The sequence below is a fragment of the Pseudoflavonifractor sp. MSJ-30 genome (assembly GCF_018918045.1).
In the GTDB taxonomy this organism is placed as follows: Bacteria; Bacillota; Clostridia; order Oscillospirales; family Oscillospiraceae; genus Faecousia.
Map to the genome: position 1 here is coordinate 1 of NZ_JAHLPU010000042.1, position 24,435 is coordinate 24,435.

At 57.0% G+C, this 24,435-nt stretch carries 39 protein-coding genes; all 39 read right to left on the reverse strand.

Annotated elements, in window-relative coordinates; all coding sequences use genetic code 11:
- Nucleotides 1-204 precede the first annotated feature (204 nt).
- Nucleotides 205-546: a 50S ribosomal protein L17 gene (gene rplQ / locus KQI10_RS06170; RefSeq protein WP_216566537.1), complete on the reverse strand. Its 342-nt coding sequence runs from the start codon at nt 544-546 to the stop codon at nt 205-207.
- A gap of 23 nt (nt 547-569) precedes the next feature.
- On the reverse strand, nt 570-1,529 hold the full coding sequence (locus KQI10_RS06175) for a DNA-directed RNA polymerase subunit alpha (RefSeq protein WP_216566538.1): 960 nt from the start codon (nt 1,527-1,529) through the stop codon (nt 570-572).
- 73 nt (nt 1,530-1,602) lie between these two features.
- Nucleotides 1,603-2,199: a 30S ribosomal protein S4 gene (rpsD, locus tag KQI10_RS06180; RefSeq protein WP_216566539.1), complete on the reverse strand. Its 597-nt coding sequence runs from the start codon at nt 2,197-2,199 to the stop codon at nt 1,603-1,605.
- A 26-nt stretch (nt 2,200-2,225) separates the two neighbouring features.
- Nucleotides 2,226-2,624, reverse strand: coding sequence for a 30S ribosomal protein S11 (gene rpsK, locus KQI10_RS06185; RefSeq protein WP_216566540.1), 399 nt, complete (start codon nt 2,622-2,624; stop codon nt 2,226-2,228).
- Between the two features lie 14 nt (nt 2,625-2,638).
- Entirely contained in the window at nt 2,639-3,007 is a 369-nt protein-coding gene (gene rpsM / locus KQI10_RS06190) for a 30S ribosomal protein S13 (protein ID WP_216566541.1), read from the reverse strand.
- A 19-nt stretch (nt 3,008-3,026) separates the two neighbouring features.
- The gene (gene rpmJ / locus KQI10_RS06195) at nt 3,027-3,140 is read right to left on the reverse strand and encodes a 50S ribosomal protein L36 (RefSeq protein ID WP_021886689.1); all 114 of its coding nucleotides are present in this window, start codon (nt 3,138-3,140) and stop codon (nt 3,027-3,029) included.
- Between the two features lie 37 nt (nt 3,141-3,177).
- A complete protein-coding gene (gene infA, locus KQI10_RS06200; RefSeq protein ID WP_216566542.1) occupies nt 3,178-3,396 on the reverse strand; it encodes a translation initiation factor IF-1 in 219 nt (72 codons plus the stop codon).
- 4 nt (nt 3,397-3,400) lie between these two features.
- The gene (locus KQI10_RS06205; protein WP_216566543.1) at nt 3,401-3,700 is read right to left on the reverse strand and encodes a KOW domain-containing RNA-binding protein; all 300 of its coding nucleotides are present in this window, start codon (nt 3,698-3,700) and stop codon (nt 3,401-3,403) included.
- Nucleotides 3,701-3,702: 2 nt separating this feature from the next.
- Nucleotides 3,703-4,458 carry a type I methionyl aminopeptidase gene (gene map, locus KQI10_RS06210; RefSeq protein ID WP_216566544.1) on the reverse strand — a complete coding sequence of 252 codons (756 nt, stop codon included), beginning with the start codon at nt 4,456-4,458 and terminating at the stop codon, nt 3,703-3,705.
- Complete coding sequence (locus KQI10_RS06215; protein WP_216566545.1) at nt 4,455-5,093, reverse strand: adenylate kinase; 639 nt, start codon at nt 5,091-5,093, stop codon at nt 4,455-4,457. The genes map and KQI10_RS06215 overlap by 4 nt, the downstream gene beginning before the upstream one ends.
- Before the next feature lie 16 nt (nt 5,094-5,109).
- Nucleotides 5,110-6,384 (reverse strand): preprotein translocase subunit SecY, encoded by a 1,275-nt coding sequence (secY, locus tag KQI10_RS06220; RefSeq protein ID WP_216566546.1) that lies wholly within the window; start codon nt 6,382-6,384, stop codon nt 5,110-5,112.
- Entirely contained in the window at nt 6,385-6,825 is a 441-nt protein-coding gene (rplO, locus tag KQI10_RS06225; RefSeq protein WP_216566547.1) for a 50S ribosomal protein L15, read from the reverse strand.
- 14 nt (nt 6,826-6,839) lie between these two features.
- On the reverse strand, nt 6,840-7,022 hold the full coding sequence (gene rpmD / locus KQI10_RS06230) for a 50S ribosomal protein L30 (protein WP_216566548.1): 183 nt from the start codon (nt 7,020-7,022) through the stop codon (nt 6,840-6,842).
- 14 nt (nt 7,023-7,036) lie between these two features.
- Nucleotides 7,037-7,546 carry a 30S ribosomal protein S5 gene (gene rpsE / locus KQI10_RS06235; protein ID WP_216566549.1) on the reverse strand — a complete coding sequence of 170 codons (510 nt, stop codon included), beginning with the start codon at nt 7,544-7,546 and terminating at the stop codon, nt 7,037-7,039.
- Nucleotides 7,547-7,564: 18 nt separating this feature from the next.
- Nucleotides 7,565-7,924: a 50S ribosomal protein L18 gene (gene rplR, locus KQI10_RS06240; protein ID WP_216566550.1), complete on the reverse strand. Its 360-nt coding sequence runs from the start codon at nt 7,922-7,924 to the stop codon at nt 7,565-7,567.
- Between the two features lie 15 nt (nt 7,925-7,939).
- On the reverse strand, nt 7,940-8,485 hold the full coding sequence (rplF, locus tag KQI10_RS06245; RefSeq protein WP_216566551.1) for a 50S ribosomal protein L6: 546 nt from the start codon (nt 8,483-8,485) through the stop codon (nt 7,940-7,942).
- 13 nt (nt 8,486-8,498) lie between these two features.
- The gene (gene rpsH / locus KQI10_RS06250; RefSeq protein WP_216566552.1) at nt 8,499-8,897 is read right to left on the reverse strand and encodes a 30S ribosomal protein S8; all 399 of its coding nucleotides are present in this window, start codon (nt 8,895-8,897) and stop codon (nt 8,499-8,501) included.
- A 140-nt stretch (nt 8,898-9,037) separates the two neighbouring features.
- The gene (locus KQI10_RS06255) at nt 9,038-9,223 is read right to left on the reverse strand and encodes a type Z 30S ribosomal protein S14 (RefSeq protein ID WP_216566553.1); all 186 of its coding nucleotides are present in this window, start codon (nt 9,221-9,223) and stop codon (nt 9,038-9,040) included.
- A gap of 17 nt (nt 9,224-9,240) precedes the next feature.
- A complete protein-coding gene (rplE, locus tag KQI10_RS06260) occupies nt 9,241-9,783 on the reverse strand; it encodes a 50S ribosomal protein L5 (RefSeq protein WP_216566554.1) in 543 nt (180 codons plus the stop codon).
- 18 nt (nt 9,784-9,801) lie between these two features.
- Nucleotides 9,802-10,107: a 50S ribosomal protein L24 gene (gene rplX, locus KQI10_RS06265; protein WP_216566555.1), complete on the reverse strand. Its 306-nt coding sequence runs from the start codon at nt 10,105-10,107 to the stop codon at nt 9,802-9,804.
- Nucleotides 10,108-10,121: 14 nt separating this feature from the next.
- Nucleotides 10,122-10,490 (reverse strand): 50S ribosomal protein L14, encoded by a 369-nt coding sequence (rplN, locus tag KQI10_RS06270; protein WP_216566556.1) that lies wholly within the window; start codon nt 10,488-10,490, stop codon nt 10,122-10,124.
- A gap of 15 nt (nt 10,491-10,505) precedes the next feature.
- A complete protein-coding gene (gene rpsQ / locus KQI10_RS06275) occupies nt 10,506-10,769 on the reverse strand; it encodes a 30S ribosomal protein S17 (protein ID WP_216566557.1) in 264 nt (87 codons plus the stop codon).
- A gap of 14 nt (nt 10,770-10,783) precedes the next feature.
- A complete protein-coding gene (rpmC, locus tag KQI10_RS06280; protein ID WP_216566596.1) occupies nt 10,784-10,978 on the reverse strand; it encodes a 50S ribosomal protein L29 in 195 nt (64 codons plus the stop codon).
- Nucleotides 10,979-10,980: 2 nt separating this feature from the next.
- Nucleotides 10,981-11,412 carry a 50S ribosomal protein L16 gene (gene rplP, locus KQI10_RS06285; protein WP_216566558.1) on the reverse strand — a complete coding sequence of 144 codons (432 nt, stop codon included), beginning with the start codon at nt 11,410-11,412 and terminating at the stop codon, nt 10,981-10,983.
- A complete protein-coding gene (gene rpsC / locus KQI10_RS06290; protein ID WP_216566559.1) occupies nt 11,412-12,203 on the reverse strand; it encodes a 30S ribosomal protein S3 in 792 nt (263 codons plus the stop codon). Before rpsC ends, rplP begins: the two co-directional genes overlap by 1 nt.
- Before the next feature lie 13 nt (nt 12,204-12,216).
- On the reverse strand, nt 12,217-12,552 hold the full coding sequence (rplV, locus tag KQI10_RS06295) for a 50S ribosomal protein L22 (protein ID WP_216566560.1): 336 nt from the start codon (nt 12,550-12,552) through the stop codon (nt 12,217-12,219).
- A gap of 12 nt (nt 12,553-12,564) precedes the next feature.
- Complete coding sequence (gene rpsS, locus KQI10_RS06300) at nt 12,565-12,843, reverse strand: 30S ribosomal protein S19 (protein ID WP_216566561.1); 279 nt, start codon at nt 12,841-12,843, stop codon at nt 12,565-12,567.
- A 12-nt stretch (nt 12,844-12,855) separates the two neighbouring features.
- Nucleotides 12,856-13,692 carry a 50S ribosomal protein L2 gene (rplB, locus tag KQI10_RS06305; protein WP_216566562.1) on the reverse strand — a complete coding sequence of 279 codons (837 nt, stop codon included), beginning with the start codon at nt 13,690-13,692 and terminating at the stop codon, nt 12,856-12,858.
- Between the two features lie 28 nt (nt 13,693-13,720).
- A complete protein-coding gene (gene rplW / locus KQI10_RS06310) occupies nt 13,721-14,017 on the reverse strand; it encodes a 50S ribosomal protein L23 (RefSeq protein ID WP_216566563.1) in 297 nt (98 codons plus the stop codon).
- Nucleotides 14,017-14,640 carry a 50S ribosomal protein L4 gene (gene rplD / locus KQI10_RS06315; RefSeq protein WP_216566564.1) on the reverse strand — a complete coding sequence of 208 codons (624 nt, stop codon included), beginning with the start codon at nt 14,638-14,640 and terminating at the stop codon, nt 14,017-14,019. Before rplD ends, rplW begins: the two co-directional genes overlap by 1 nt.
- 19 nt (nt 14,641-14,659) lie before the next feature.
- Entirely contained in the window at nt 14,660-15,379 is a 720-nt protein-coding gene (rplC, locus tag KQI10_RS06320) for a 50S ribosomal protein L3 (protein WP_216566565.1), read from the reverse strand.
- 123 nt (nt 15,380-15,502) lie between these two features.
- A complete protein-coding gene (rpsJ, locus tag KQI10_RS06325) occupies nt 15,503-15,811 on the reverse strand; it encodes a 30S ribosomal protein S10 (protein WP_216566566.1) in 309 nt (102 codons plus the stop codon).
- Between the two features lie 786 nt (nt 15,812-16,597).
- The gene (gene rsgA, locus KQI10_RS06330; RefSeq protein ID WP_216566567.1) at nt 16,598-17,488 is read right to left on the reverse strand and encodes a ribosome small subunit-dependent GTPase A; all 891 of its coding nucleotides are present in this window, start codon (nt 17,486-17,488) and stop codon (nt 16,598-16,600) included.
- On the reverse strand, nt 17,481-19,784 hold the full coding sequence (gene pknB, locus KQI10_RS06335; protein ID WP_216566568.1) for a Stk1 family PASTA domain-containing Ser/Thr kinase: 2,304 nt from the start codon (nt 19,782-19,784) through the stop codon (nt 17,481-17,483). The genes rsgA and pknB overlap by 8 nt, the downstream gene beginning before the upstream one ends.
- Before the next feature lie 16 nt (nt 19,785-19,800).
- The gene (locus tag KQI10_RS06340) at nt 19,801-20,532 is read right to left on the reverse strand and encodes a Stp1/IreP family PP2C-type Ser/Thr phosphatase (RefSeq protein WP_216566569.1); all 732 of its coding nucleotides are present in this window, start codon (nt 20,530-20,532) and stop codon (nt 19,801-19,803) included.
- Between the two features lie 173 nt (nt 20,533-20,705).
- Complete coding sequence (gene rlmN, locus KQI10_RS06345; RefSeq protein WP_216566570.1) at nt 20,706-21,737, reverse strand: 23S rRNA (adenine(2503)-C(2))-methyltransferase RlmN; 1,032 nt, start codon at nt 21,735-21,737, stop codon at nt 20,706-20,708.
- Entirely contained in the window at nt 21,734-23,041 is a 1,308-nt protein-coding gene (rsmB, locus tag KQI10_RS06350) for a 16S rRNA (cytosine(967)-C(5))-methyltransferase RsmB (protein WP_216566571.1), read from the reverse strand. Before rsmB ends, rlmN begins: the two co-directional genes overlap by 4 nt.
- Nucleotides 23,042-23,953: a methionyl-tRNA formyltransferase gene (fmt, locus tag KQI10_RS06355; RefSeq protein WP_216566572.1), complete on the reverse strand. Its 912-nt coding sequence runs from the start codon at nt 23,951-23,953 to the stop codon at nt 23,042-23,044.
- A gap of 2 nt (nt 23,954-23,955) precedes the next feature.
- Nucleotides 23,956-24,429 carry a peptide deformylase gene (gene def / locus KQI10_RS06360; RefSeq protein ID WP_216566573.1) on the reverse strand — a complete coding sequence of 158 codons (474 nt, stop codon included), beginning with the start codon at nt 24,427-24,429 and terminating at the stop codon, nt 23,956-23,958.
- Nucleotides 24,430-24,435 lie beyond the last annotated feature (6 nt).

The following is a 24,435-nucleotide window of genomic DNA, read 5'->3' on the forward strand; positions in this document are numbered from 1 at the left end:
CAAGCAGCGGTCAGCGCCTCCCTTAAGCCGCATTCTTTTCCCCTTTCTTGGCGGGACAAGAAAGGGGCCCCCGGAGGGACCCAACCTATGGAAGGACAGGGCAATCGGTTTAGGTTAAGGAGAGAATAGATGCCTCTGTAAAATATAATACCAGAAAAAACAGGTATCCGGAAAACCGAATACCTGTTTGGAAAGCATTTGGGATTACACCAGCTCGATGACAGCCATCTCAGCAGCGTCGCCCCGACGCTCGCCGGTGCGGGTCACTCTGGTGTAGCCGCCGTTGCGGTCAGCATACTTGGGAGCGATCTCCTTGAACAGCTTGTGTGCAACGTCTTCCTTGGTGATGAAGGACAGAGCCTTGCGGTAAGCGGCCAGGTCGCCCTTCTTGCCCAGGGTGATCATCTTCTCGACCACGGGCTGCACTTCCTTAGCACGATAGAAGGTGGTTTCCATCTTGCCGTTTGCCAGCAGATCGGTGACCTGCTGACGCAGCAGGGCCTTTCTCTGTGCGCTGGTCTTGCCCAGCTTACGAGTGCCAAACATTCGCGTTTCCTCCTCTTTAAGCGTTAGTTGTTGCTGCCAGAATCTTCACTGGCCAGGGACAGGCCCATCATTTCCAGCTTCTTCTGAACTTCGTCCAGGGACTTCTTGCCCATGTTGCGGACCCGCATCATGTCCTCACCGGTCTTGTCGATCAGGTCGGCAACGGTGTTGATGTTGGCACGCTTCAGGCAGTTGAAGCTCCGGACAGACAGATCCAGCTCATCGATGGTCATGGAGAGCTTTGCATCCGGATGATCGGCCACCTTTTCCACAACCGTAGAACTGCTGGTAACAGCATCGCTCAGATTGGTGAAAACAGTCAGATGGTCGCTCAGGATCTTTGCGCCCAGGGACACGGCATCCTTTGCGGAGATAGTGGAATCTGTCCAGACCTCAAGGGTCAGTTTATCGAAATCGGTTCTGTCACCGACACGAGTGGGCTCCACAGCATAATTCACCTTGGTTACAGGGGAATAAATGGAGTCGATGGGAATCACGCCGATCACGGTCTGGGGTGTCTTGTTCCGGTCAGAGGAAACATAGCCCCGTCCCTGAGAAAGAGTGATCTCCATGTTGAAAGTGGCATCCTCGCCCAGCGTGCAGATATGCAGGTCAGGGTTCAGGATCTCAACGTCCGCGTCAGCCTTGATATCGCCGGCGGTCACTTCGCAGGGACCGACCGCATCGATATGCACGGTCTTGACACCGGGAGTGTGCAGCTTGGGAATGATCCGCTTCACTGCCAGCACGATTTCGGTCACATCCTCGGTCACGCCGGGGATGGTAGAGAACTCATGCTGTACACCCTGGATTTTAACAGAGGTGGCAGCGTAGCCGGGCAGACTGGACAGAAGAATCCGTCTCAGGGAGTTGCCCAGGGTCATACCGTAGCCGCGCTCCAGAGGCTCTACGACGTACTTGCCGTAAGAGGGATCCTCGGCGGAATCAAAGCAGCTGATACGGGGCTTTTCAATTTCTACCATGAATCAAAACCCTCCTTAGATGGGTGGGGAGCAGGCTCCCCACGATAGCTTGCGTACGAACAGGGTCAGAGGATTACTTGGAGTACAACTCGACGATGAGGTGCACAGCGATATCGAAGTCGATATCGGCCTTGGTAGGCATCGCAATGACCTTGCCCTGGAGGGTGTTCTTGTCACGGTCCAGCCACTTGGGGGCAGCAACAAAAGCGTCGTCTTCCTTCAGCTTCTTGAAGAAAGCATTGGAAGCGCTCTTCTCGGAAACAGCGATCACGTCGCCGGACTTCACCAGGTAGCTGGGGATGTTGACCCGGCTGCCGTTGACAGTGAAGTGGCCATGGTTCACCAGCTGCCGGGCCTGACGGCGGGAGTTGGCGAAGCCCAGACGGTAAACCACGTTATCCAGGCGGCGCTCAACCAGGGTCAGCAGGTTCTCACCGGTGTTGCCCTCGGCACGAGCGGCCTTGTCATAGTAGTTCCGGAACTGCTTTTCCTGGATACCATATACGAATTTGACCTTCTGCTTTTCGGTCAGCTGAGTAGCGTACTCAGACTTCTTAGCTCTTCTCTGGCCGCCGGGGTTCTTGTTGGAAGTCTTGGAATAACCCATTGCGGCAGGAGAAACGCCCAGCGTTCTGCAACGCTTCAGCACGGGCTGCATATTCTTAGCCATTTCGCAAAATTCCTCCTATACCTAAATCAGACTCTACGTCTCTTGGGGGGACGGCAGCCATTGTGAGGAATGGGAGTGACGTCCTTAATCATAACAACTTCCAGGCCGGCAGTCTGCAGGGCGCGGATCGCAGCCTCACGTCCCTGGCCGGGGCCCTTCACATAAACCTCAACGGTCTTCAGGCCATGCTCCATAGCAGCCTTGGCAGCGGTCTCAGCCGCGGTCTGGGCAGCGTAGGGGGTAGACTTTCTGGAACCACGGAAGCCCAGTCCGCCGGAGGAAGCCCAGCTCAGGGCATTGCCCTCCAGGTCGGTGATGGTGACCATGGTGTTGTTGAAGGAGGAGCGGATATGTGCCGCACCCTTCTCGACGACTTTGCGCTCGCGACGGCGCTTAACAACCTTCTTAGTAGCTTTGGTAGCCATTTACATATCCCTCCTTACTTCTTCTTGTTCGCAATGGTCTTCTTGGGGCCCTTGCGGGTACGGGCGTTGGTCTTGGTGCGCTGACCGTGAACGGGCAGGCCGCGGCGATGACGCAGGCCGCGGTAGCAACCGATTTCGCTGAGGCGCTTGATGTTCATAGCGGTCTCACGGCGCAGGTCGCCCTCGATGATATAATGATGCTCGATGGCTTCACGAAGCTGTGCTTCCTGCTCCTCGGTCAGGTCCTTCACACGGGTGTCGGGGTTAATACCGGTCTTTTCCAGTACCTCGGCGGCCCGGGCGGGTCCAATGCCGTAGATATAGGTCAGGGCAACTTCGATCCGCTTGTCGCGGGGAAGATCAATACCAGAAATACGTGCCATATTCTTTCAGCACCTCCTATTAGCCTTGTCTCTGCTTATGCTTGGGGTTTTCGCAAATTACCATAACGCGACCCTTGCGCTTGATGATCTTACACTTTTCGCACATGGGTTTAACGGACGGTCTTACCTTCATACTGTTTAACCTCCATATGAGAATGGGTTCTCTTAGTTTACTTGCTTCTCCAGGTGATCCGACCCTGTGTCAGATCATAAGGAGACATTTGAACGGTTACCTTGTCACCGGGCAAGATCTTAATGAAATTCATTCGGAGCCTGCCGGAAATGTGTGCCAGAATGGTGTGTCCATTGCCAATGTCCACTTTGAACATTGCGTTCGGCAGTGCATCGGTTACGATGCCCTCAAGTTCAATTACGTCGTCTTTTGCCAAGTCATTAACCTCCCAGGTTGTTTGCTTGCATGGCCCGGCTCAGGGAAGCCAGGTCTCTTCGTAATTCGCCGTTGAGCACTTTGTCGCCGGAACGGATCTTCTCGGCAACTCTGGTCTCAGATCGAAGTACCTTTTCTACGTGTTTGCGTTTTTTCCGCTTGGGCTTTTCCACAGGTCTGTTCTTCCCGTTGACCAGCGTCACAAATTGGCCGTCGGTGTCAGCGACATAGAACAGTTCTCCCTGATCTCTGCCCGCCGTGGAGATCACCACGTCCGCAACGGATATGGGGTTCTCTGGGTCCATAGTCAAAGTCCTTCGGTGACGGTGAGTATTTCCGGCTCGCCGTCGGTGATGAGTACAGTATTTTCATAGTGGGCTGCCAGCTTGCCGTCGGCGGTAACCGTCGTCCACTTGTCCTTCAGGACATTCACCTCATAGGTGCCTTGGCACACCATGGGTTCGACGGCGATGACCATACCGGGCAGCAGTCTGGGCCCTCGGCCGGGATTGCCAAAATTGGGAACCTCCGGCTCCTCATGCAGCTGCCGTCCTACGCCGTGACCCACGAAAGAACGGACAACTGAAAAACCGTTAGACTCCACGTACGTCTGTACGGCATGGGAGATATCCTGCACGCGGTTGCCCTTTTTGGCGAAAGCAATGCCTTCAAAGAAGGACTGCTTCGTCACATCGATCAACCGCTGTGCTTCGGTGCTGATGGCACCGCAGGCAAAGGTAGCCGCACAATCTCCATGAAATCCCTTGTAGAAAGCACCCACATCCACAGAGACGATATCGCCTTCCTTGAGGATGTATCCGCCGGGGATGCCGTGGATAACCACCTCATTAACGGAAATGCAGGCGCTTGCAGGAAAGCCGTAAAGGCCCAGGAACGAGGGCTTCGCTCCGTGGCTGACAATAAAGTCATGAATGGCCCGGTCAATTGCTTTGGTCGATACGCCGGGCTTTACCAGCTCCCCAGCCAGGGAGCGGGCGGCAGAAGTAATTCTGCCTGCCTCGCGCATGGCCTCAATTTCATGAGAATTCTTGATTGTAATCATGCCTTTGCCCCGATTGCTTTCAGGATCTCCTCGTTGGCGCCCTCAATGGACTGATTGCCGTTGACAGTGTGCAGCCGGCCCAGCTTGGCATAGAAATCCTTCAGCACCTCCGTAGAAGCGTGATAGACCTCCAGCCGCTTGAGCACGGTTTCGGGAGCGTCGTCCTTCCGGATAATCAGCTCACCGCCGCAGCTGTCGCAGATACCTTCAACCTTGGGGGGCTTGGCGACAACATGATAGCTGGCACCGCACTTGGAGCAGACCCTACGGCCGCCCATACGCTGCGCGATATCATGGTCGTCCACCTCGATGGAAACCACATGATCAATACGGACGCCCTTAGCTTCCAGAGCCTCGGCCTGGGCCAGCGTGCGGGGCACGCCGTCCAGGATGAAGCCGTTTTTGCAGTCGGGCTGGGCTACCCGCTCCGCGACGATGCCGAGAATCAGATCATCGGGAACCAGGCCGCCTTCGTCCATATACTTTTTTGCCTCTTTGCCCAGGTCAGTGCCGTTGGCAATGGCCTCGCGAAGCATGTTCCCGGTAGAAATGGCGGGGATTGAGAGCTTGTTGACAAGCAGCTCAGCTTGGGTCCCCTTTCCGGCGCCGGGAGCGCCCAGTAGAATGAGATTCATCCTGCCATACCTCCTCTTAATCCAGGAAGCCCTTGTAGTGCCGCATAAGCATCTGAGCCTCCAGCGCCTTCACAGTCTCCAGGGCTACGCCCACAACGATGATGACGGAGGTACCGCCGATCGCCAGGTTCCGGACACCGCTCATGAGGTTGCCGGCGACGATGGGCAGCAGGGCCACAATGCCGAGATAAACAGCACCAAAGACAACAATCTTGTTGATAACCTTCTGGATGAAGTTGGCGGTAGGTCTGCCGGGACGGAAGCCCGGGATGAAGCCGCCGTTCTTATTCAGGTTGTTGGCAATCTCCACAGGATCGTACTGGATCGTGGAGTAGAACCAGCTGAAGAAGAAGATCATCAGGAAGTACATCACGGCGTAGAACCAGCTGGAAGAGCTCCACACATTGTTATACCACCAGCCGCTGGTCTTGCCGGTGAAGGCGCAGATGGTAGCGGGCAGGGAGCAGATAGACTGTGCGAAGATGATGGGCATAACGCCGGACATGCTGACCTTGATAGGCAGGTTGGTGTTCTGGCCGCCGTAGACCTTCCGGCCGACAACGCGCTTGGCATACTGAATCTGAATCCGGCGCTCAGCATCATTGATGAAAATGATGAACAGGACCAGAGCCACCATGCCGACCAGGACGATGATGATCTGCCACCAGACCATGGAGAACAGGGTACCGATCATACCGGGGATACCGGAGATGATGTTGGCAAACAGGATCATGGAGATGCCGTTGCCGATACCGAACTCGGTGATCTGCTCACCCAGCCACATCACGAAGGCAGAGCCTGCGGTGAAGGTCAGAATGATGACCATGGCGGGCACGAAGCCCTTCTCGGTGACGATGGAGAAGCCGGAAGCGGTGTAGTTGACGAGCATCTGGTGGTACGCCCAGCCCATCAGCAGGCCCAGACCAACGGTGGTATACCGGGTAATCCGGGCAATCTTCTTCTGGCCTTCCTCCCCCTCCTCCTTTGCCATCCGCTCCAGAGCGGGAATGGCAATGGTCAGCAGCTGGATGATAATGGAAGCGTTGATGTAGGGCTGAATGCTCAGCGCGAAAATCGTAGCTCTGCTGAAAGCGGAGCCGGACATTGCGTTGTACAGTCCCAGAATCGTGGAAGACAGCACGCTGTCAAAGTAGTTGGTAAGTGTAGCCGTATCGATATACGGGACAGGAATCACGTTGCCTGCCCGGTAAATCAGCAGAATGAACAGTGTGAAGATGATCTTCTTGCGAAGCTCAGGGATCTTCCACGCATTCTTGAGGGTCTCTAACACTTACACCACCTCGGCCTTTCCGCCTGCCTGCTCAATCTTTTCCTTGGCAGAAGCAGAGAAAGCGGCGGCCTTAACGGTGAGCTTCTTGGTCAGTTCGCCGCCGGCCAAGACCTTCAGGCCGTAGGGGCACTTGGCAATGATGCCGGCCTCCATCAGAGCGGCTGCATCCACAACGGCGCCATCTTCAAAACCGTTCAGCAGGCACACATTGACGGAGGTCAGAGGCTCTGCGAAGATGTTGTTGAAGCCGCGCTTGGGGATACGACGGGCCAGAGGCATCTGGCCGCCTTCAAATCCGGCACGGACCTTGCCGCCGGAGCGGGCCTTCTGGCCCTTATGGCCACGGCCGCCGGTCTTGCCGTTGCCGGTAGCGATGCCGCGGCCCTTGCGCTTGCCCACAAAAGTGGAACCTGCGACAGGAGAGAGTTCATGGAGCTTCATTTCTGTTCTCCTCCTTATTCAACTTCGGTAACCTGCAGCAGGTAGCCGATCTGGGCGATCTTGCCGCGGGTCTGGGTGTTGTCCGGCTGGATGGAAGTCTGGCCGATCTTGCGAAGGCCCAGGCTCGCAGCTGTAGCGATGTGCTTTTCCAGACGGCCATTCAGGCTCTTAACAAGCGTAATTTTCAGGTTTGCCATGTTAATTGCCCTCCTTAACCAACGATTTCTTCCACGCTCTTGCCGCGGATGGCAGCAACCTGCTCAGGAGAACGCAGAGAAGTCAGGCCGGCCATGGTGGCCTTGACAACGTTCTGAGGGTTGTTGGAACGCAGGCACTTTGCGCAGATATTCTTGATGCCGACAGCCTCCATAACGGCACGGACAGCGCCGCCGGCGATAACGCCGGTGCCCTCGGGGGCGGGCTTCAGCAGAACGGTGCCGGCACCGAAGATGCCGATCACATCGTGGGGGATGGTGTTGCCGGCCAGGGAAACCTTGACCATGTTCTTCTTGGCATCGGCGATGCCCTTCAGAATAGCCTCGGAGACCTCAGCAGCCTTGCCCAGGCCGTAACCCACGGTACCCTTGCCGTCACCAACGACCACCAGAGCGGAGAACTTCATAACACGGCCGCCCTTAACGGTCTTGCTGACACGGTTCAGGTAAACGACCTTCTCAATGAGCTCAGGAGCTTCATTGTTCGGAGTCTTATTGTAAGCCATTTGATTTCCTCCTCTTCCTTAGAACTCGAGACCGCCCTCGCGAGCACCCTCAGCCAGAGCAGCAACACGGCCATGGAAAATATAGCCGCCGCGGTCGAAAACGACCTCGCTGATGCCCTTTGCCTTGGCACGCTCTGCCAGGACAGCGCCCACCTTCTTGGCACCTTCGCAGTTGCCGGTGAGACCCTCAAATTCCTTCTCCAGCGTATTGGCGGAAGCCAGAGTAACGCCGTTCACGTCATCGATAATCTGGGCGTAGATGTTCGCGTTGGAACGGAACACGTTCAGACGGGGACGCTCGGGAGTGCCGGAGATTTTGCCACGAACGCGGACATGCCGCTTCAGGCGCATTGCATTCTTATCAATTTTGCTGACCATTTCGGCACACCTCCATTACTTCTTACCACCGGTCTTACCAACCTTGCGGCGGATGACTTCGGTGGTATACTTGATGCCCTTGCCCTTGTAGGGTTCGGGGGGACGCTTGCTGCGGACTTCGGCAGCGAACTGGCCGACAGCCTGCTTGTCAATGCCCTTGATGATGATCTTGTTGGGGGTGGGCACTTCGATGGTAATGCCGGGGATCTCATCCACAAAAACCTCGTGGGAGAAGCCCAGACGCATGACCAGCTGGCTGCCCTTCTTCTCGCAGCGGTAGCCGACGCCGTTGACGTCCAGCTCCTTGGAGAAGCCCTTTTCAACACCCTCTACCATGTTGTGCAGCAGGGTGCGGGTCAGGCCGTGAAGGCTCTTGTGCAGATGCTCCTCATCGGGACGGTCAACGATCAGCTCGTTGCCCTCGACCTTCAGGATCATGTCGGGATGGAAGGTGTAGTTCAGAGTGCCCTTGGGGCCCTTCACGGTAACGTTGTTGCCTTCGGCAATGTCAACCGTGACGTTTGCCGGAATGATAACCGGCTTTCTACCAATTCTAGACATTTCTGAATCCTCCTTACCAGACGAAAGCAAGGACTTCGCCGCCGATGTGGTTTTCGCGAGCCTTCTTGTCGGTCATAACGCCCTTGGAAGTGGAGACGATGGCGATGCCCAGGCCCTTCAGAACCTGAGGCAGCTCCTCGGCGCCGGCATACACTCTCAGGCCGGGCTTGGAGACGCGGCGCAGACCGGTGATGACCTGCTGCTTCTTGGCCAGGTACTTCAGAGTGATGTGAATCATGCCCTGGTTGCCGTTGTCAACCACAGTGTAGGACTTAATGTAGCCCTCTTCCAACAGGATCTGGGCAATCGCCTTCTTCAGGTTGGAAGCGGGGACATCCACGGTTTCGTGCTTTGCAGAATTCGCGTTCCGGATACGGGTCAGCATATCTGCTACGGGATCGGTGATTTGCATGTTAATATCCTCCTTTAAGAAGTTACGGGCTTAACCCGTTAAAGTTTGGGGGTATCCGGGGAATGCGAAGCGCCTGAGCGCTTCCATCTTCCCGGGACTTCCCAAATCTTTTCACATTGTTGTCGACCTAAGCGAGCAGATTACCAGCTGGCCTTGCGGACTCCGGGGATCTGGCCCTTGTAGGCCAGCTCACGGAAGCAGATACGGCAAACGCCGTAGTTGCGCAGGTAAGCATGGGGTCTGCCGCAGATCTTGCAGCGGTTATAGCGGCGGGTAGAGAACTTGGGCTCAGCCTGCTGCTTCAGGATCATAGACTTCTTAGCCATTTACGTAATCCTCCTAATCAAGCGGTGAAGGGAGCGCCCAGCTGGCTCAGCAGCTCTTTGGCTTCCTCGTCGGTGGTAGCGGTGGTGCAGATGCAGATATCCATACCACGGATCTTGTCCACCTTGTCGTACTCGATCTCAGGGAAGATCAGCTGCTCCTTCAGACCAAAGGCGTAGTTGCCGCGGCCGTCGAAGGAGTTGGGGTTGATGCCGCGGAAGTCGCGGACACGAGGCAGGGCCACGTTGAACAGGCGGTCCAGGAACTCGTACATCTTGTCGCCGCGGAGGGTAACCTTCACGCCGACGGTTTCACCCTCACGGACCTTGAAGTTTGCAACGCTCTTGCGGGCCTTGCAGGTGATGGGCTTCTGGCCGGTGATGGTGGCGATATCCTTGCAGATGGCCTCAATTTCCTTGGCATTGTTCTTGCTCTCGCCGCAGCCGACGTTCACAATCACCTTGTCCAGCTTGGGGATCTGCATAACGCTCTTGTAGCCGAACTTCTTGTTCAGAGCAGGAGCGATCTCAGCAACATAACGGTCTTTCATTCTGTTAGCCATAATTCAAAAGCTCCTTTCTCAGATTTCGGCGCCGCACTTGCGGCAGATACGGGTCTTCTTGTCACCGTCCATCTTGTAGCCCACGCGGACGCCCTTGCCGCACTTCTCGCAGTACAGGGCAACCTTGCAGGTACGGATGGGGGTCTCGCGCTTGACGATGCCACCGGTCTCGCCCTGACGGCGGGGCTTGGTGTGGCAGGTAGCGACGTTGACCTTCTCGACAATGACCTTGTTCTCGCTGGGCATAGCCACCAGGACCTTGCCCTTAACACCCTTGTCCTTGCCGGACAGGACGATAACGGTATCGTTCTTCTTAATATTCATTCTTCGGTTCCCCCTTAGATGACTTCGGGCGCCAGGGAGAGGATCTTCATGAAGTCTCTCTCACGCAGCTCGCGGGCCACCGGTCCAAAGATACGGGTGCCGCGGGGATTCTTGTCGTCCTTGATGATGACGGCGGCATTCTCGTCGAAACGAACATAGCTGCCATCCTCACGGCGGACGCCCCGCTTGGTGCGGACGATGACGGCCTTGACGACCTCGCCCTTCTTCACAGTGCCGCCGGGAGCAGCCTTGCGAACGGAAGCAACGATGATGTCACCGATGTTGCCGGTCTTGCGCTTGGAGCCGCCCAGGACACGAATGCAGTGAATTTCCTTAGCGCCGGTGTTGTCGGCAACCTTCAGGTAGCTTTCCTGTTGAATCATTCTCTGCCGACCTCCTTACTTAGCCTTTTCGATAATTCTGACCAGTCTCCATCTCTTGTCCTTGGACAGGGGACGGGTCTCCATGACCTCAACGGTATCGCCGATGCCGCACTCGTTGTTCTCGTCGTGGGCCTTCAGCTTGTAAGTCCGCTTCATGGTCTTCTTGTACAGAGGATGCTGCACGCTGTCCTCGATCGCAACCACAATGGTCTTGTCCATCTTGTCGGAGACAACCTGACCGATTCTGGTTTTGCGGAAAGCTCTGGTATTTTCAGTCATACTTGGTTCCCTCCTCAGACGTTGGTCTCTTTCTCACGAATAATGGTCTTGATGCGGGCAATGTCCTTCTTGGCAGCGGCAAGACGCATGGGGTTGTCCAGCTGGTTGGTGGCATGCTGCATGCGCAGCATGAACAGATCCTTCTTCAGCTCGTCCAGCTTCTTGTTCAGCTCTTCAACAGACAGATTCTTGAGTTCCTTTGCCTTCATCATTATTCACCACCAATCTCAGTTTCTGCTTCCTTGGTGATGATCCGGGTCTTGATGGGCAGCTTGTGCTGCGCCAGACGCAGAGCCTCGCGGGCAACCTCTTCGGAAACACCGCCGATCTCAAACATCACCTTCTGGTTCTTAACAACAGCTACCCAGCCTTCGGGAGCGCCCTTACCGGAACCCATACGGGTGCCCAGGCCCTTCTTGGAATAAGGCTTGTCGGGGAAAATCTTGATCCAGACCTTACCACCACGCTTGGTGTAACGGGTCATGGCAATACGGGCAGCTTCGATCTGGTTACCGGTGATCCAGCCGGGCTCCAGAGCCTGGATACCGAACTCACCGTAGGAAACCTTGTTACCGCGGGAAGCAACGCCGGTCATACGACCACGCTGTACCTTGCGGTACTTTGCTCTTTTGGGCATCAGCATCAGCGGTTACCTCCTTCTCTGCGGGAATTGTTTCTGTCGCCCTGGCGGCGGTCACCGCTGGGCCGACGGTCGCCGTTGCGGCGGTCGCCCTGACGGCGGTCACCATTGCGGCGGTCCCGGCGCTCACGGGGAGCGGGTTCGGGAGCGGCGGCGCGCAGGGTGGTGTTCAGGACCTCACCCTTGTAGATCCAAACCTTCACGCCGATGCGGCCATAGGTAGTGGCAGCCTCAGCGAAGCCGTACTCGATGTCGGCACGGATGGTCTGCAGAGGAATGGTGCCCTCATGATAGCTCTCGGAGCGGGCGATTTCAGCGCCGCCCAGACGGCCGCCGCAGGTGACCTTGATGCCCTTGGCACCCAGGCGGGTGGCCTGCTGCATGGCCTTCTTCATGGCCCGGCGGAAGGAGATACGCTTCTCCAGCTGCTGGGCAATGTTCTCAGCAACCAGCTGTGCGTTCAGGTCAGGAGACCGAACCTCAACGATGTTCAGGTTCACGCTCTTGCCCAGCTTGGCCTCTACGTCCTTGCGCAGATTCTCGATCTCGGCACCGGCCTTGCCGATGACGACGCCGGGACGGGAGCAGTGAATGTTGATCTTCACCTTGCCGTTGGAGCGCTCGATCTCAATCTTTGCGACGCCAGCCGCGTACAGCTTGTTCTTCAGATACTTACGGATGTTGTAATCTTCAACGACCAGGTCGCCGACCTTCTCCTCGCGGGCGTACCAGTGGGAATCCCAGTCCTTGATTACGCCAACACGCAGTCCATGGGGATTAACTTTCTGTCCCATAGCTACCTCCTGATTAAGCCTTCTCGCTCACACCGATGGTGATGTGAGTGGTTCTCTTATTGATCCGAACGAAACCACGACGGGATGCGATGCGGCCGCGCTTCAGGATGGGGCCGGGGTTAGCGATCGCAGTGGAGACGTACAGGTTCTCAGCGTTCATTTCGTGATTGTGCTCGGCGTTTGCCACAGCGCTCTTCAGCAGCTTCGCCATAGGCTCGCAGGCAGCCTTAGAGGTCTGGCTCAGGTACGCGGCAGCGGTCTTCACGTCCTGGCCCCGGATCATGTCGCAAACCAGCTTGACCTTACGGGGAGACATCCGGACGTACTTTACATGTGCAAATGCTTCCATATTCGTACCTCCTTACTTGGCATTGGCGGTCTTGCTGCCAGAGTGACCACGGAAGGTTCTGGTAGGCACGAACTCGCCCAGCTTGTGGCCGACCATATCCTCAGTGATATAGACGGGAACATGCTTACGGCCGTCATGGACGGCGATGGTGTGACCAACGAAGGAAGGGAAAATGGTGGAGGCTCTGGACCAGGTCTTCAGAACCTTCTTTTCACCGGCCTTGTTCAGCTCTTCAACGCGCTTGTACAGCTCAGGAGCTACGAAAGGGCCCTTTTTGATACTTCTGCTCATTTCATTTCCTCCTTACTTGCTGTTTCTGCGCTTGACGATGAACTTGTTGGTGGGGTTCTTGCCCTTCCGGGTCTTATAACCCATAGCAGGCTTGCCCCAAGGAGTGACAGGGCCGGGACGACCGACAGGTGCGCGGCCCTCGCCGCCGCCGTGAGGATGGTCATTGGGGTTCATGACGGAGCCGCGGACGGTGGGACGGATACCCATATGGCGGGTACGGCCGGCCTTACCGATGTGGACATTCTCATGATCCAGGTTGCCAACCTGACCGATGCAGGCGGTGCAGTTCATGCGGACATAGCGGACTTCGCCGGAGGGCAGACGGACCTGAGCCAGCTCGCCTTCCTTAGCCATCAGCTGCGCGGCGGTACCGGCAGAGCGGACCAGCTGTGCGCCGTGGCCGGGCTGCAGCTCCACATTGTGGATCACAGTACCCACGGGAATGTTGGCGATGGGCAGGCAGTTGCCGGGCTTGATATCAGCGGCAGCGGAGGAGACGACCTTGTCGCCGGCCTTCAGGCCGTAGGGAGCCAGGATGTAGCTCAGGGTCTCGTCCTCGTACTTGATGAGAGCAATGAAAGCGGAGCGGTTGGGATCGTACTCAATGCGCTGCACAGTAGCGGGCATGTCCAGCTTCTGGCGCTTGAAGTCGATCACGCGGTACTTACGCTTGTTGCCGCCGCCGCGATGGCGGACGGTGATGTGACCATAGCTGTTGCGACCTGCATTCTTCTTGAGGCTCTCAACCAGGCTACGCTCAGGTTTTGCCTTCTTGTCTACGCCGTCGAAAGCGGAAACGGTCATGTTTCTGCGGGACGGGGTATAAGGCTTAAAAGTATTAATAGCCATTTGCGTTTCTCTCCTTTATTGAGATTGGTTAGACCATGCCTTCGAAGAACTCGATGGTCTTGGAGTCAGCGGTCAGGGTGACGACAGCCTTCTTGTAGGCAGCGCGTCTGCCGGCGGGATAAGCGCCGGTGCGCTTGACCTTACCCTGCATCCGGACAGTGTTGACCTTGGCGACCTTTACACCGAAAGCCTGCTCAACGGCAGCCTTGATTTCGGTCTTGTTGGCGTCCACGTCAACCATGAAGACATACTTCTTATCAGCGACAGACTCCATGGACTGCTCGGTGATAACGGGTCTTCTGATGATGTCATAAACGTTCTTCATTACGCGAATACCTCCTGGATCTTCTGGAGTGCGGCCTGGTCAACAACCAGCTTGTCGGCGTGCAGCACGTCGTAGGTGTTCAGCAGGTTGGCGAAGGTCACTTCGCAGCCGGCGATGTTCCGGCCGGAACGAACGACGTTCTGGTCAGCGGCAGCGGTGACGACCAGGGTCTTGGAGGTGCAGCCCACAGCGTTCAGGAAGGCCGCGAAAGTCTTGGTCTTGGGAGCGTCCATCTTGATCTCGTCGATCACGACCACATTCTGCTCGGAAGCCTTGGCGGACAGAACGCTCTTCAGAGCCAGCCGCTTGGCCTTCTTGTTCAGAGTGTAACTGTAATCCCGGGGCTTGGGAGCAAACACGATGCCGCCGTGGGTCCACTGGGGAGCGCGGGTGCTGCCCTGACGAGCCCGGCCGGTGCCCTTCTGCTTCCAGGGCTTACGGCCGCCGCCGGAAACCTCAGCGCGGGTCAGAGCGCTCTGAGTGCCCTGCCGCAGGTTGGCCAGGTGGTTCTTGACCACTTCGTGGACAACAGCGCCGTTGGGATCAATGCCAAACACAGCTTCGGGCAGTTCGATCTCGCCAACCAGCTTGCCGGACATATTGTAAACATTCGTCTTAAGCATGATTTAAGATCTCCTTTCCTTAGCCTCTTGCGGAAGCCTTCTGGGGATTTCTGCCGGAAGCCTTCTGCGGGTTCTTGCTGATGCCGGTCTCCACGTTCTTGACGCGGTTGTTCTTGACGGTGTTGCGGATGTAAACAAGACCGCCCTTGGGGCCGGGGATGGCGCCGCGGATAACGATCATGTTCAGCTCTGCGTCAACCTTCACAACGTCCAGATTCTCGATGGTAACCTGGTCGCAGCCCATCTGGCCTGCGCCGATCTTACCCGGGAAAATACGGGACTGGTGAGAGGAAGCACCCATAGAACCGGCGTGACGGTGGACAGGGCCGCCGCCGTGGGTCATGGGGGTCCGGCCGGCGCCATAGCGCTTCACAACGCCCTGGTAGCCGTGGCCTTTGGTGATGCCGGTGACGTCGATCTTGTCGCCGGCAGCGAAGGTGTCAGCCTTGACCTCATCGCCGACGTTCATGTCAGCGGCGGATTCCAGCTTGAACTCCTTCAGGTACTTCTTGGGGGCAACGCCAGCCTTCTTCAGGTGGCCTGCCTCGGGCTTGCTCAGCTTGTGCTCCTTGATGTCGCCAAAGCCGAGCTGGACGGCGGTGTAGCCGTCGGTCTCAACGGTCTTCTTCTGGGTAACGACGCAGGGACCTGCTTCCACAACGGTAACAGGAATGACCTTGCCGCTCTCATCGAAGATCTGGGTCATGCCCACTTTTTTGCCGATGATTGCTTTTTTCATGGTTGCGTTTTCTCCTTTTTAGGTTATTGGTTGACAGCGCATTGGGAACGCCGCCAACATGACCCGTCCGCCCGATGCCAGACAGTGCGGGCAGCGGTAAAAGCTCGATAGAATGTCAGGCTCTTACAGCTTTATCTCTATCTCAACGCCAGCGGGCAGATCCAGGCTCATCAGAGCCTCAATGGTCTTCTGGTTGGGGTTGAGGATATCGATCAGTCTCTTGTGGGTTCTGCGCTCAAACTGCTCACGGCTATCCTTGTACTTGTGGACAGCCCGAAGGATGGTGACGACTTCCTTCTTGGTGGGCAGGGGGATGGGGCCGGAAACCTGGGCGCCGTTGCGCTTTGCGGTTTCAACGATCTTTGCCGCGCTGGAGTCGATCAGCTGGTGATCATAAGCCTTCAGCCGAATGCGGATCATCTGGTTTGCCATGTTGTTGTTTCCTCCTTGATGTATCGTACTCAGTTTGCGTAGTGTCTGGGTACGGTCGAACTGGTGTTCACGCCTCCGTGCGTATCACTTCGGGCCATGAAAATAGGCCGACAAGCGCCGACCATTCTCCTGCCCCGGCGATATACGCCAGCGTAACAGAAGCAGTTCAGCCGCCCGATGACCGGACATACTCCGCAGAAGTTACCGCCTTCCGGCGCAATCTCCTGCATCATCGCATAGCTGTGCGCTTATTTCCCGCACAACCTGAGTTATGATACCACTGCTTTCCTGTTTTGTCAAGTTCTTTTTCAGAGTTTTTTACAAAAATTCAGAGAGATTTTTGTTGAAACGGGAGAAAAACACATGTCTGCACGGAATAGACATATGGGGGTGTGCGAACCTCTCTCCCCCACGGAAGCCGTGCTTCCCGGGAGCAACGGGCAGATACACTTCCACTCTCACTATCACTATCATTCTAACAATTACTCTCACTATTACTATAAGCTTGATTTGCTTAAGCAAATCAAGCAATTGCCGCCACAGCGCAGGGAAGCACATAACCTTGCAGCCGTCCCGGTTTTTTCGAACCGGGAACTTCCATTGGCGCAGGACAGGACTGCGGTAATTGTACGAAGCATGGCATATGTGCCGTTCCCTACCGCATTACTTCCAATTTCAATTCGTCCCGAAGGGACACCATAATTGTCAATTATCAATTGTCAATTGTCAAGCAAAAAACGCAGCAGGCCGTTTTGAAGTGACCCTCAAAGCGGCCTGCTGCGTTTCTTACTTATGTTCCCACTCTTTGTATTGAGCGGCCTTTTCGTAGAGTTTCAGATAGCTGTCATACCGGGTTCTTTCAATGTCCCCCGCCTCCGCGGCTTCGCGGATGGCACAGCCGGGTTCTTTTCTATGGGAGCAGTCGTGGAACTGACATTTGCCAAGATAGGGGCCGAAATCCGGGAAGGCGTACTGAAGGTTCTCCTTCAATATAATATCCATCTGGTCCGTATCAAAGGAGGAAAAGCCCGGGGTATCCATGACGAAGGTCTCCGGATCCAGCGTAAACAGCTCCACATGACGGGTGGTGTGCCGTCCCCGGCCCAGCTTCTCGGAGACCTCTCCGGTGGGCAAGGCCAGCTCCGGGCAGAGCGCGTTCAGAATGCTGCTCTTGCCCACGCCGGAATTTCCGGTAAAGGCGGTCAGCTTTCCCTGAAGCGCTTCCCGCAGATCCTCCACCCCAGCGCCCGTTTCGGCGCTGGTGGGAATCACCCGGAAGCCCGCGTGGGTGTAAACGCGGCACAGCTCCTCCGCCCCGTCCAGATCCGTTTTGTTCACGCAGAGAACGCACTCCACGCCCTTATTCCCCGCAATAGCCGCCACCCGGTCAATCAGGAACGGCTCCGTAATGGGGTTGACGTTGGCGGCGAAGATCACCAGAGCATCCACATTGGCCACTGCCGGCCGGACGAAGCTGTTCTTCCGGGGCAGAATCGCTTCTACCATGCCCTTGCTCCCCTGCCGGGTCACCCGGGCCAGATCTCCTGTCAGCGGGGACTGCCCCTCCCTGCGCAGGATGCCTCTGGCCTTGCAGGTCAGCACGCCGTCCGGCAGCTGCACGTCATAAAACCCGCTGAGGGAGCGGATAATGCGTCCGACTTCTGTTTTCTCAGCCATCAAATGTCACTCTCTGGGTCACGTATTTCTCTCCGTTGATATAGAGGTCGTATTCCTTGGTGCCGGACCCCGTCAGGGTCAGGTAGTAGTCCGTACAGCCCGCCGGAATTTTTTCATCCTCCACAATGACGCTGCCGTCCTGCAGAATGGTCAGCAGGTATTCCTCATCCCGTCTGGGAATGGAGAAGCGGACAGACACGGTGGTCTCCGTCTTCTCCGTGGTCTCCGTAGTGGCTTCCGTCTCGGTGGGCTGGGTCACGCCGCTCTCATCGGAAAGGCTCAGCACGATCTCGTCCCCAAGTTTCAGCTGGGTGCCCTTCTTCACGGACTGGGCAACCACCTCACCCTTGGGCCGGTCGCTGCGGACGGTTTCCGTGCGGATATTGGCAAAGCCCAAATCCGTAAGCTGCTTTTGGGCGGTCTCGCTGTACAGGCCCACCACATTGGGCATTTCCGCGGAAGCAGGACCGGAGGAGATGTAGACGACCACATTCTGCCCATCCTCCAGTACGGTGCCCACCTTGGGATCCGTCCGGGTCACATTGCCCTTGGCCACATAGTCGCTGGCCTCGGTCTGCTCCACGATGCGGATATCCCGAATATCCTGCAAAAGTTTCAGAGCCGCCTCCCGGGTCATATCCACCACATTGGGCATCGTCACGCTCTCCGGGCCGGTGCTGACCCAGATGCTGACGGTCTGGCCTTCGGTCAGCTTTGTGCCCTTGGCCGGGTCGGTGCGGATGACCTTTCCTTCTTCAACGGTGTCGCTGGCCTCCTGACGGATCAGAGTCCGGAAGCCCTGCCCCTGCAGGAAGGACTCCGCCTCCGCTTGGGTCACATCCGTCAGATCCTCCATGACCTTCTCCGCAGGCTCCTCGCCCAGGCTCACGGTGATAACGATCTCCGTGCCCTTGGTGACTTTACTGCCGCCCGCCGGTTCCTGTGCCATGATCTGGCCCTTGGCATAGTTGCTGTCATACTGCTGGGGTTGGAATCGGATGGTAAAGTCCGGATACCGGTCAGCGAGGTCATCGGTATACTCCGTACCCACAAGATAGGGCACTTCCACCAGTTTTTTATCCTTGTTCAGCAGCGCTCCGTTGAACACGGCAATGAGGAACGCGCCGATGGCGACGATAGCCACCACGCTGCACACGATCACCGCAATGGTAGCGATGCGGTTCCGCTCCTCCCGCTTGCGCTGTTCTTCCTTTTTGCGCTGCAAAGCCGCCCGGCGCATGGCCTCGGTATTCTGGCTGACGGTCTGCCGTCTCTGCTCCTGCTGCCGCCTTACCTGTTGGGTCTGCTGGGGCAGCCGTCCGGTTGTCTGCCGCTGGGGAGGCTGGGGATTGCTGCTTCTGGATGCCGCCACCCGCTCGGCGGTAGTCGCCTTGGGGTAGGTCTGGGGCATGCCCTTGATGGCGATGGGATGCTCTGAAGGCGCGGATGCCTTATACTGGAAGTCAACGGAGGGATTCTTTCGGAATTCCTCCATATCCTGGATCATCTCCGTGGCAGAGGCGTACCGGTCCTTGGGATCCAGAGCCATGCCCTTGAGGATGATTTGCTCCAGGCCCACGGGGATATTGGGATTCAGTGTGGAAGGTCTGGGCGCTCCGCCGTTGATATGCTGAATGGCCACCGCCACAGGGGATTCCCCGTCAAAGGGCGGGCGGCCTGTCATCATCTCGTACATGACCACGCTGAGGGAGTAGATATCGGACCGGGAATCCGTATAGCCGCCCTTCGCCTGCTCCGGGGAGATATAATGGACGGATCCCAGTGCCTCCTTGGTCAGGGTGTTGCTCTTGCTCATGACCCGGGCAATGCCGAAGTCCATGACCTTCACGCTGCCGTCTTTCAGCACCATGACATTGTGGGGCTTGATATCCCGGTGGACGATGCCCCTGCTGTGGGCGTGCTCCAGACCCTTGGCGATCTGCATGGCGAAATGCAGGGTTTCCTTCCAGTTGAGAACGCCCTTGACCTCCATATACTGCTTCAGGGAAATGCCGTCGATCAGCTCCATGACGATGTAGTTCGCCGCGTCCGAGGACGAAACGTCAAAGACCTGAACGATATTGGGGTGGCTCAGCATGGCAACGGCCTCGCCCTCCGCCCGGAAGCGGCGGCGGAACTCCTCATCCCCCGAGAATTCGTCTTTCAGAATTTTTACGGCCACCTGCCGGTTCAGCCGGTGGTCCAGCGCTTTATATACCACGGCCATGCCGCCGGTGCCGATGACCTCCAGGATCTCGTACCGGTCATCCAGCAGCCGTCCAATATATTGATTCACGTTGGCACTGCTCCTTTCAAATCGATACCAGAATGCTGGTCACATTGTCGGGGGATCCCCGCAGCTTGGCGATATCCAGCAGACGCTTGCAGCATTTTTGTTTGTTGACCCCGTGGACGACCTCAAAGAGCATCTCCTGATCGTCCAGCATATTGCTCAGGCCGTCCGTACACAGCAGCAGGTAGCTGCCCTTTTCCAGTTCCTGCCGGTAGAGGTCCGAGATGATCGTTGGCTCCGTACCAACGGCCCGGGTGATCAGATTCTTGCCCGGGTAGGTCTTGGCAGTCTCCGGCGTCAGTTCGCCACGGTCCACCATCATCTGCACCACGGAGTGGTCCTTGGTGATCTGCCGGATACTGCCGTTGGAAATGCCGTAGCACCGGCTGTCGCCCACATTGACGATGGATGCCTGATTTTTTCGGATCAGGGCCGCCACAAGCGTGGTGCCCATTCCCTCGAACTCTTCAAATTGATTGGCCTGATCATAGACCGTGAAATTGGCCAGCTTCACGGCGCCGCGCAGAATCATATCCGTCTTGTCCCAATCGGCAGCGCTGGACCAGCTGCGCTTGACCTCCTGAACGAACACATCCACGGCCAGAGAACTGGCCACATTGCCGGACTTGGCGCCTCCCATGCCGTCGCAGACCACGCACAGCAGCGCCCCCCGTCCCAGTTTTTCAATATGAAACGCGTCCTGATTCTGTTTCCGGACGCACCCAACATCTGTCAGGCCCCAGCCCTGCATAGAAAACACCTCTCTTTTTCAATTGACAGTTGACAATGGACAATTGACAATTATGCGCGGCGCGGAGAGCCCCTGTGAATCCTTTCACCGGTTCCGCATCGGTCTCGTAATTTGAATCAATTTCCCGGGACTGCACGAAAAATTGTCAATTGTCAACTGTCAATTGTCAATTTTTATTTCGCTTGTTCTTTTGTAAATTTCCGTCTCAGCTGTCCGCAGGAAGCGTCGATGTCGCCGCCCAGAGTCCTGCGGACTGTAGCCGGGATGCCGCCGTCTTCCAGAATCTTCTGGAAAGCCGCTACAGCCTCCCGGGTGCTTGGCTTCAAGGGACTTTCCTCCACATGGTTCAGAGGAATCAGATTAAAATGGCAGGGCAGACCCTTCATCCGCCGCAGCAGCTCTCTGGCGTCCTCCGGCCGGTCGTTGACCCCGTTTATCATGGCGTACTCAAAAGAAATGCGCCGGGAAGTGGCCGTATAGTACCGGCGGCAGGCATCCAGCAGTTCCTGACTGGGATAGGCTCTGTTCACCGGCATAATGGTATCGCGGACGGCATCATTGGGCGCGTGGAGGGAGACAGACAGGGTAAGCTGCAAATTGCGCTTTGCCAGCTCATCGATTTTCGGCACCAGACCGCAGGTGGAGAGGCTGATGTGCCGCATGGAGATATGCATTCCCTCCGGGCTGTTCACCAGCTCCAGAAAACGCATTACATTGTCAAAGTTATCCAGCGGCTCTCCGATGCCCATGAGTACAATATGGGAAATGGGCTGGCCGGAATCCACCTGCGTGAACAGGACCTGGTCCAGCATCTCAAATGGCTCCAGCCGCCGGACCAGACCGCCCAGGGTAGACGCGCAGAAGGCGCAGCCCATGCGGCAGCCGACCTCCGTGGAAATACAGACCGTATTGCCATAGTGATAGCGCATGAGCACCGTTTCCACGCAGTTGCCGTCGGAGAGCTGCCAGAGGTACTTGATGGTGCCGTCTCTCTGGGATTCCTGCTTCCGGACTACCTGGGGCGCATGGATGGGATAGTCCCCCGCCAGCCGCTCCCGCAGGGGCTTGGGGAGATTGGTCATCTCGTCATAGCCGCGGACGCCCTTATGAAGCCAGGTATAGATCTGCTTTGCCCGAAAGGCAGGCTGTCCCATCTCTTTGAAAAGCTGGGTCATCTCCCCCAGGGTCATGGATTTCAGATTCATGATTTCCTCCGCATTCTGGAAATAAAGAAGCCGTCCGTATCGTGCCGGCCGGGAAGCAGGGTCAGATACCCCGTTTCGTTCCCCGGAAACTCCTCCGGCAGGGGCAGCTTTTCCAGGATAAACTCCGGGTGGGCCTTCAAAAAGGCATGCACCACATCCTCATTCTCTCTGGGAAGCAGGGTGCAGGTGGAATACATCAGGATCCCGCCTTTTTTCACATACCTTGCCTGATTCCAGAGGATCTGTTTCTGCAATTCCGGCAGGGTTTCTGTTTCCTTCAGATCCCGGTATCGGATATCCGGTTTTTTCCGGATAATGCCAAGGCCGGAACAGGGGGCGTCTACAATCACAGCGTCAAAATGCTCTTCCCAATTTGGGACAAAGACGGAGGCATCCTGCAATTGGGCCTTCAGATTGGAAATCCCCAGCCGGGCAGCCCCGCTTTCGATCAGCGGAATCTTATGGGCGTGAACATCGCAGGAGGTGATGCTTCCCTGCCCGCCCATGGCCATGGCCGCCGCAAAGCTCTTGCCGCCGGGGGCGGCGCAGCAATCCAGCACGGCCATGCCCGGTTTCAGTTCGGCGCACAGCACGCTGAGCCTGCTGGCCGGGTCCTGGACATAGTAGAATCCTTCCCGAAAAGAGGGCAGCTGTTCCAGACTGCCGGTGCCGGAGAGCACCAGGCAGTTTTCCATCCAGCAGTGCGGACGGCTCTGAACGCCCTCCGCTTCCAGACGTTTTACAAGGCTGCCCATGTCCGTTTTCAGGGTGTTCACCTGAATTACGGTATCCGGTGCTTCATTATCCGCTTTCAGCACCGATTCCAGCGTTCCCTTTGGAAGGGCGGTCTTCAGCAGCGCCACCAGCTCCGCCGGATGGCTGTATTTGTCTTCATAAGAAGTGGGTTCTTTCAAAACACCCTTGGTGCGGACCGCATTGCGCAGCACACCGTTTACCAGTTTATCACAGCCGGCCGGGCCGTATTTTCTTGCCAGACGAACGGACTCGTTCACCGCCGCGCTGTCCGGAATCTTATCCAGCTCATAGATCTGGTAAAGACCCAGGTGCAGAATATCCCGCACCGCCGGGTGGAGCTTTTTCAGAGAGCCCTTCAAAAGCTGGGCAAGGTAAAAATCCAGTTTTCCCCGGTTCTGCACCACGCCATAACAAAGTCTGGTGGCAAGCGCCGCGTCCCGGGCATCCAGAGCGTCCCGGCGGATGTACTTTTTCAGCACGGCATTGCTCCAGCCCTGCTCCATCCGGCAGGCGATCAGCGCGTTCAGCGCCGTTTCCCGGGCGCCCATTTAACCTTCCAGCGGATGGCCCCGGAAATAATCCGGCGCGTTCATCCGCTTGCCGCCCTCGGCCTGCAGGACCCGAATCTCCACAGCCCCTTCGCCGCAGGCGATCCGCAGTCCCGTCTTTGTCAGGCCCAGTTTTTCGCCGGGCTTACCGCTGCCGGAGACCACCCGAGTCTCGTGGACCTTAAAAATCTTTCCCTGCAATTCCATGGTCGCCACGGGCCAGGGCTGTAAGCCCCGGACATGGTCGTGGACCTGCCGGGCGCTCTTCGTCCAGTCAATGGGGCACATGGTCTTTTCCAGCATGGGGGCATAGCTGACTTTGGTCTCATCCTGCTTCCGGGCAGGCAGCTTTCCGTTTTCGGCAAAGCGGGTCAAAGTTTTGCTCAGCAGGTCTGCCCCCAGCACCGCCAGCCGATCCAGCAGTTCTCCGGCGGTCTCATTTTCGCCGATGAGGGTCTTGGAAACGTCAATGATGTCTCCGGCATCCATCTCCCGGACCAGATACATGGCGGTGACGCCGGTCTCCTTCAAGCCATCCAGCACCGCCCACTGGTAAGGAGCGGACCCACGATAGGCGGGCAGCACGCTGGCATGGATATTGATGCAGCCCAGCCCCGGCACGTCCAGCACCTTCTGAGGCAAAATCCGGCCATAGGCCACAACGGCGCAGATATCCGGCTTCAGGTCCCGCAGCTGCTGAACCGTTTCTTCCTCCCGAAAGTTCTCCGGCTGGAACACCGGAATCCCGGCAGCCAGTGCCGTCTCTTTCACAGGAGAAGCCGTCAGCTTCATGCCCCGCCCCTTGGGCCGGTCCGGCTGGGTATAGACGCCCACGACCTCGAAGCCCTCCGTCAGAATCTTTTTCAGACAGGTGGCCGCGATGTCCGGGGTTCCCATAAATACCACGCGCATACTCAGGCCTCCTCGTTCAGCTCTTCGTCGGTCAGATAGCGCTCCATGATCTCCGTATAGACAATGCCGTCCAGATGGTCCAGTTCATGACAGAAGCACCGGGCCATCAGCTCCTCACCCTCTACCTCGAATTCATTGCCGTCCCGGTCATAGGCCCGGACCTTGGCGTAGTTGGGCCGCTTGACAATGCCGTACTTGCCGGGGACGCTGAGGCAGCCCTCGCTGCCTACCTGCTCGCCGCTGGTTTCCAGCAGCTCCGGATTCACCAGCTCCAGTATTTCCTCCCCGGTGTCCACAACAACGACCCGGCGAAGAATGCCCACCTGGGGAGCCGCCAGACCCACGCCATTGGCGTCCACCAGCGTCTCCTTCATATCGTCCAGCAGCTTGTGCAGCTTCTTGTCAAACTTCTCCACCGGGCGGCAGACCTTGTGCAGGCAGGGTTCCTTCACCGTCATGATTTTCCGAATTCCCATTTCTTT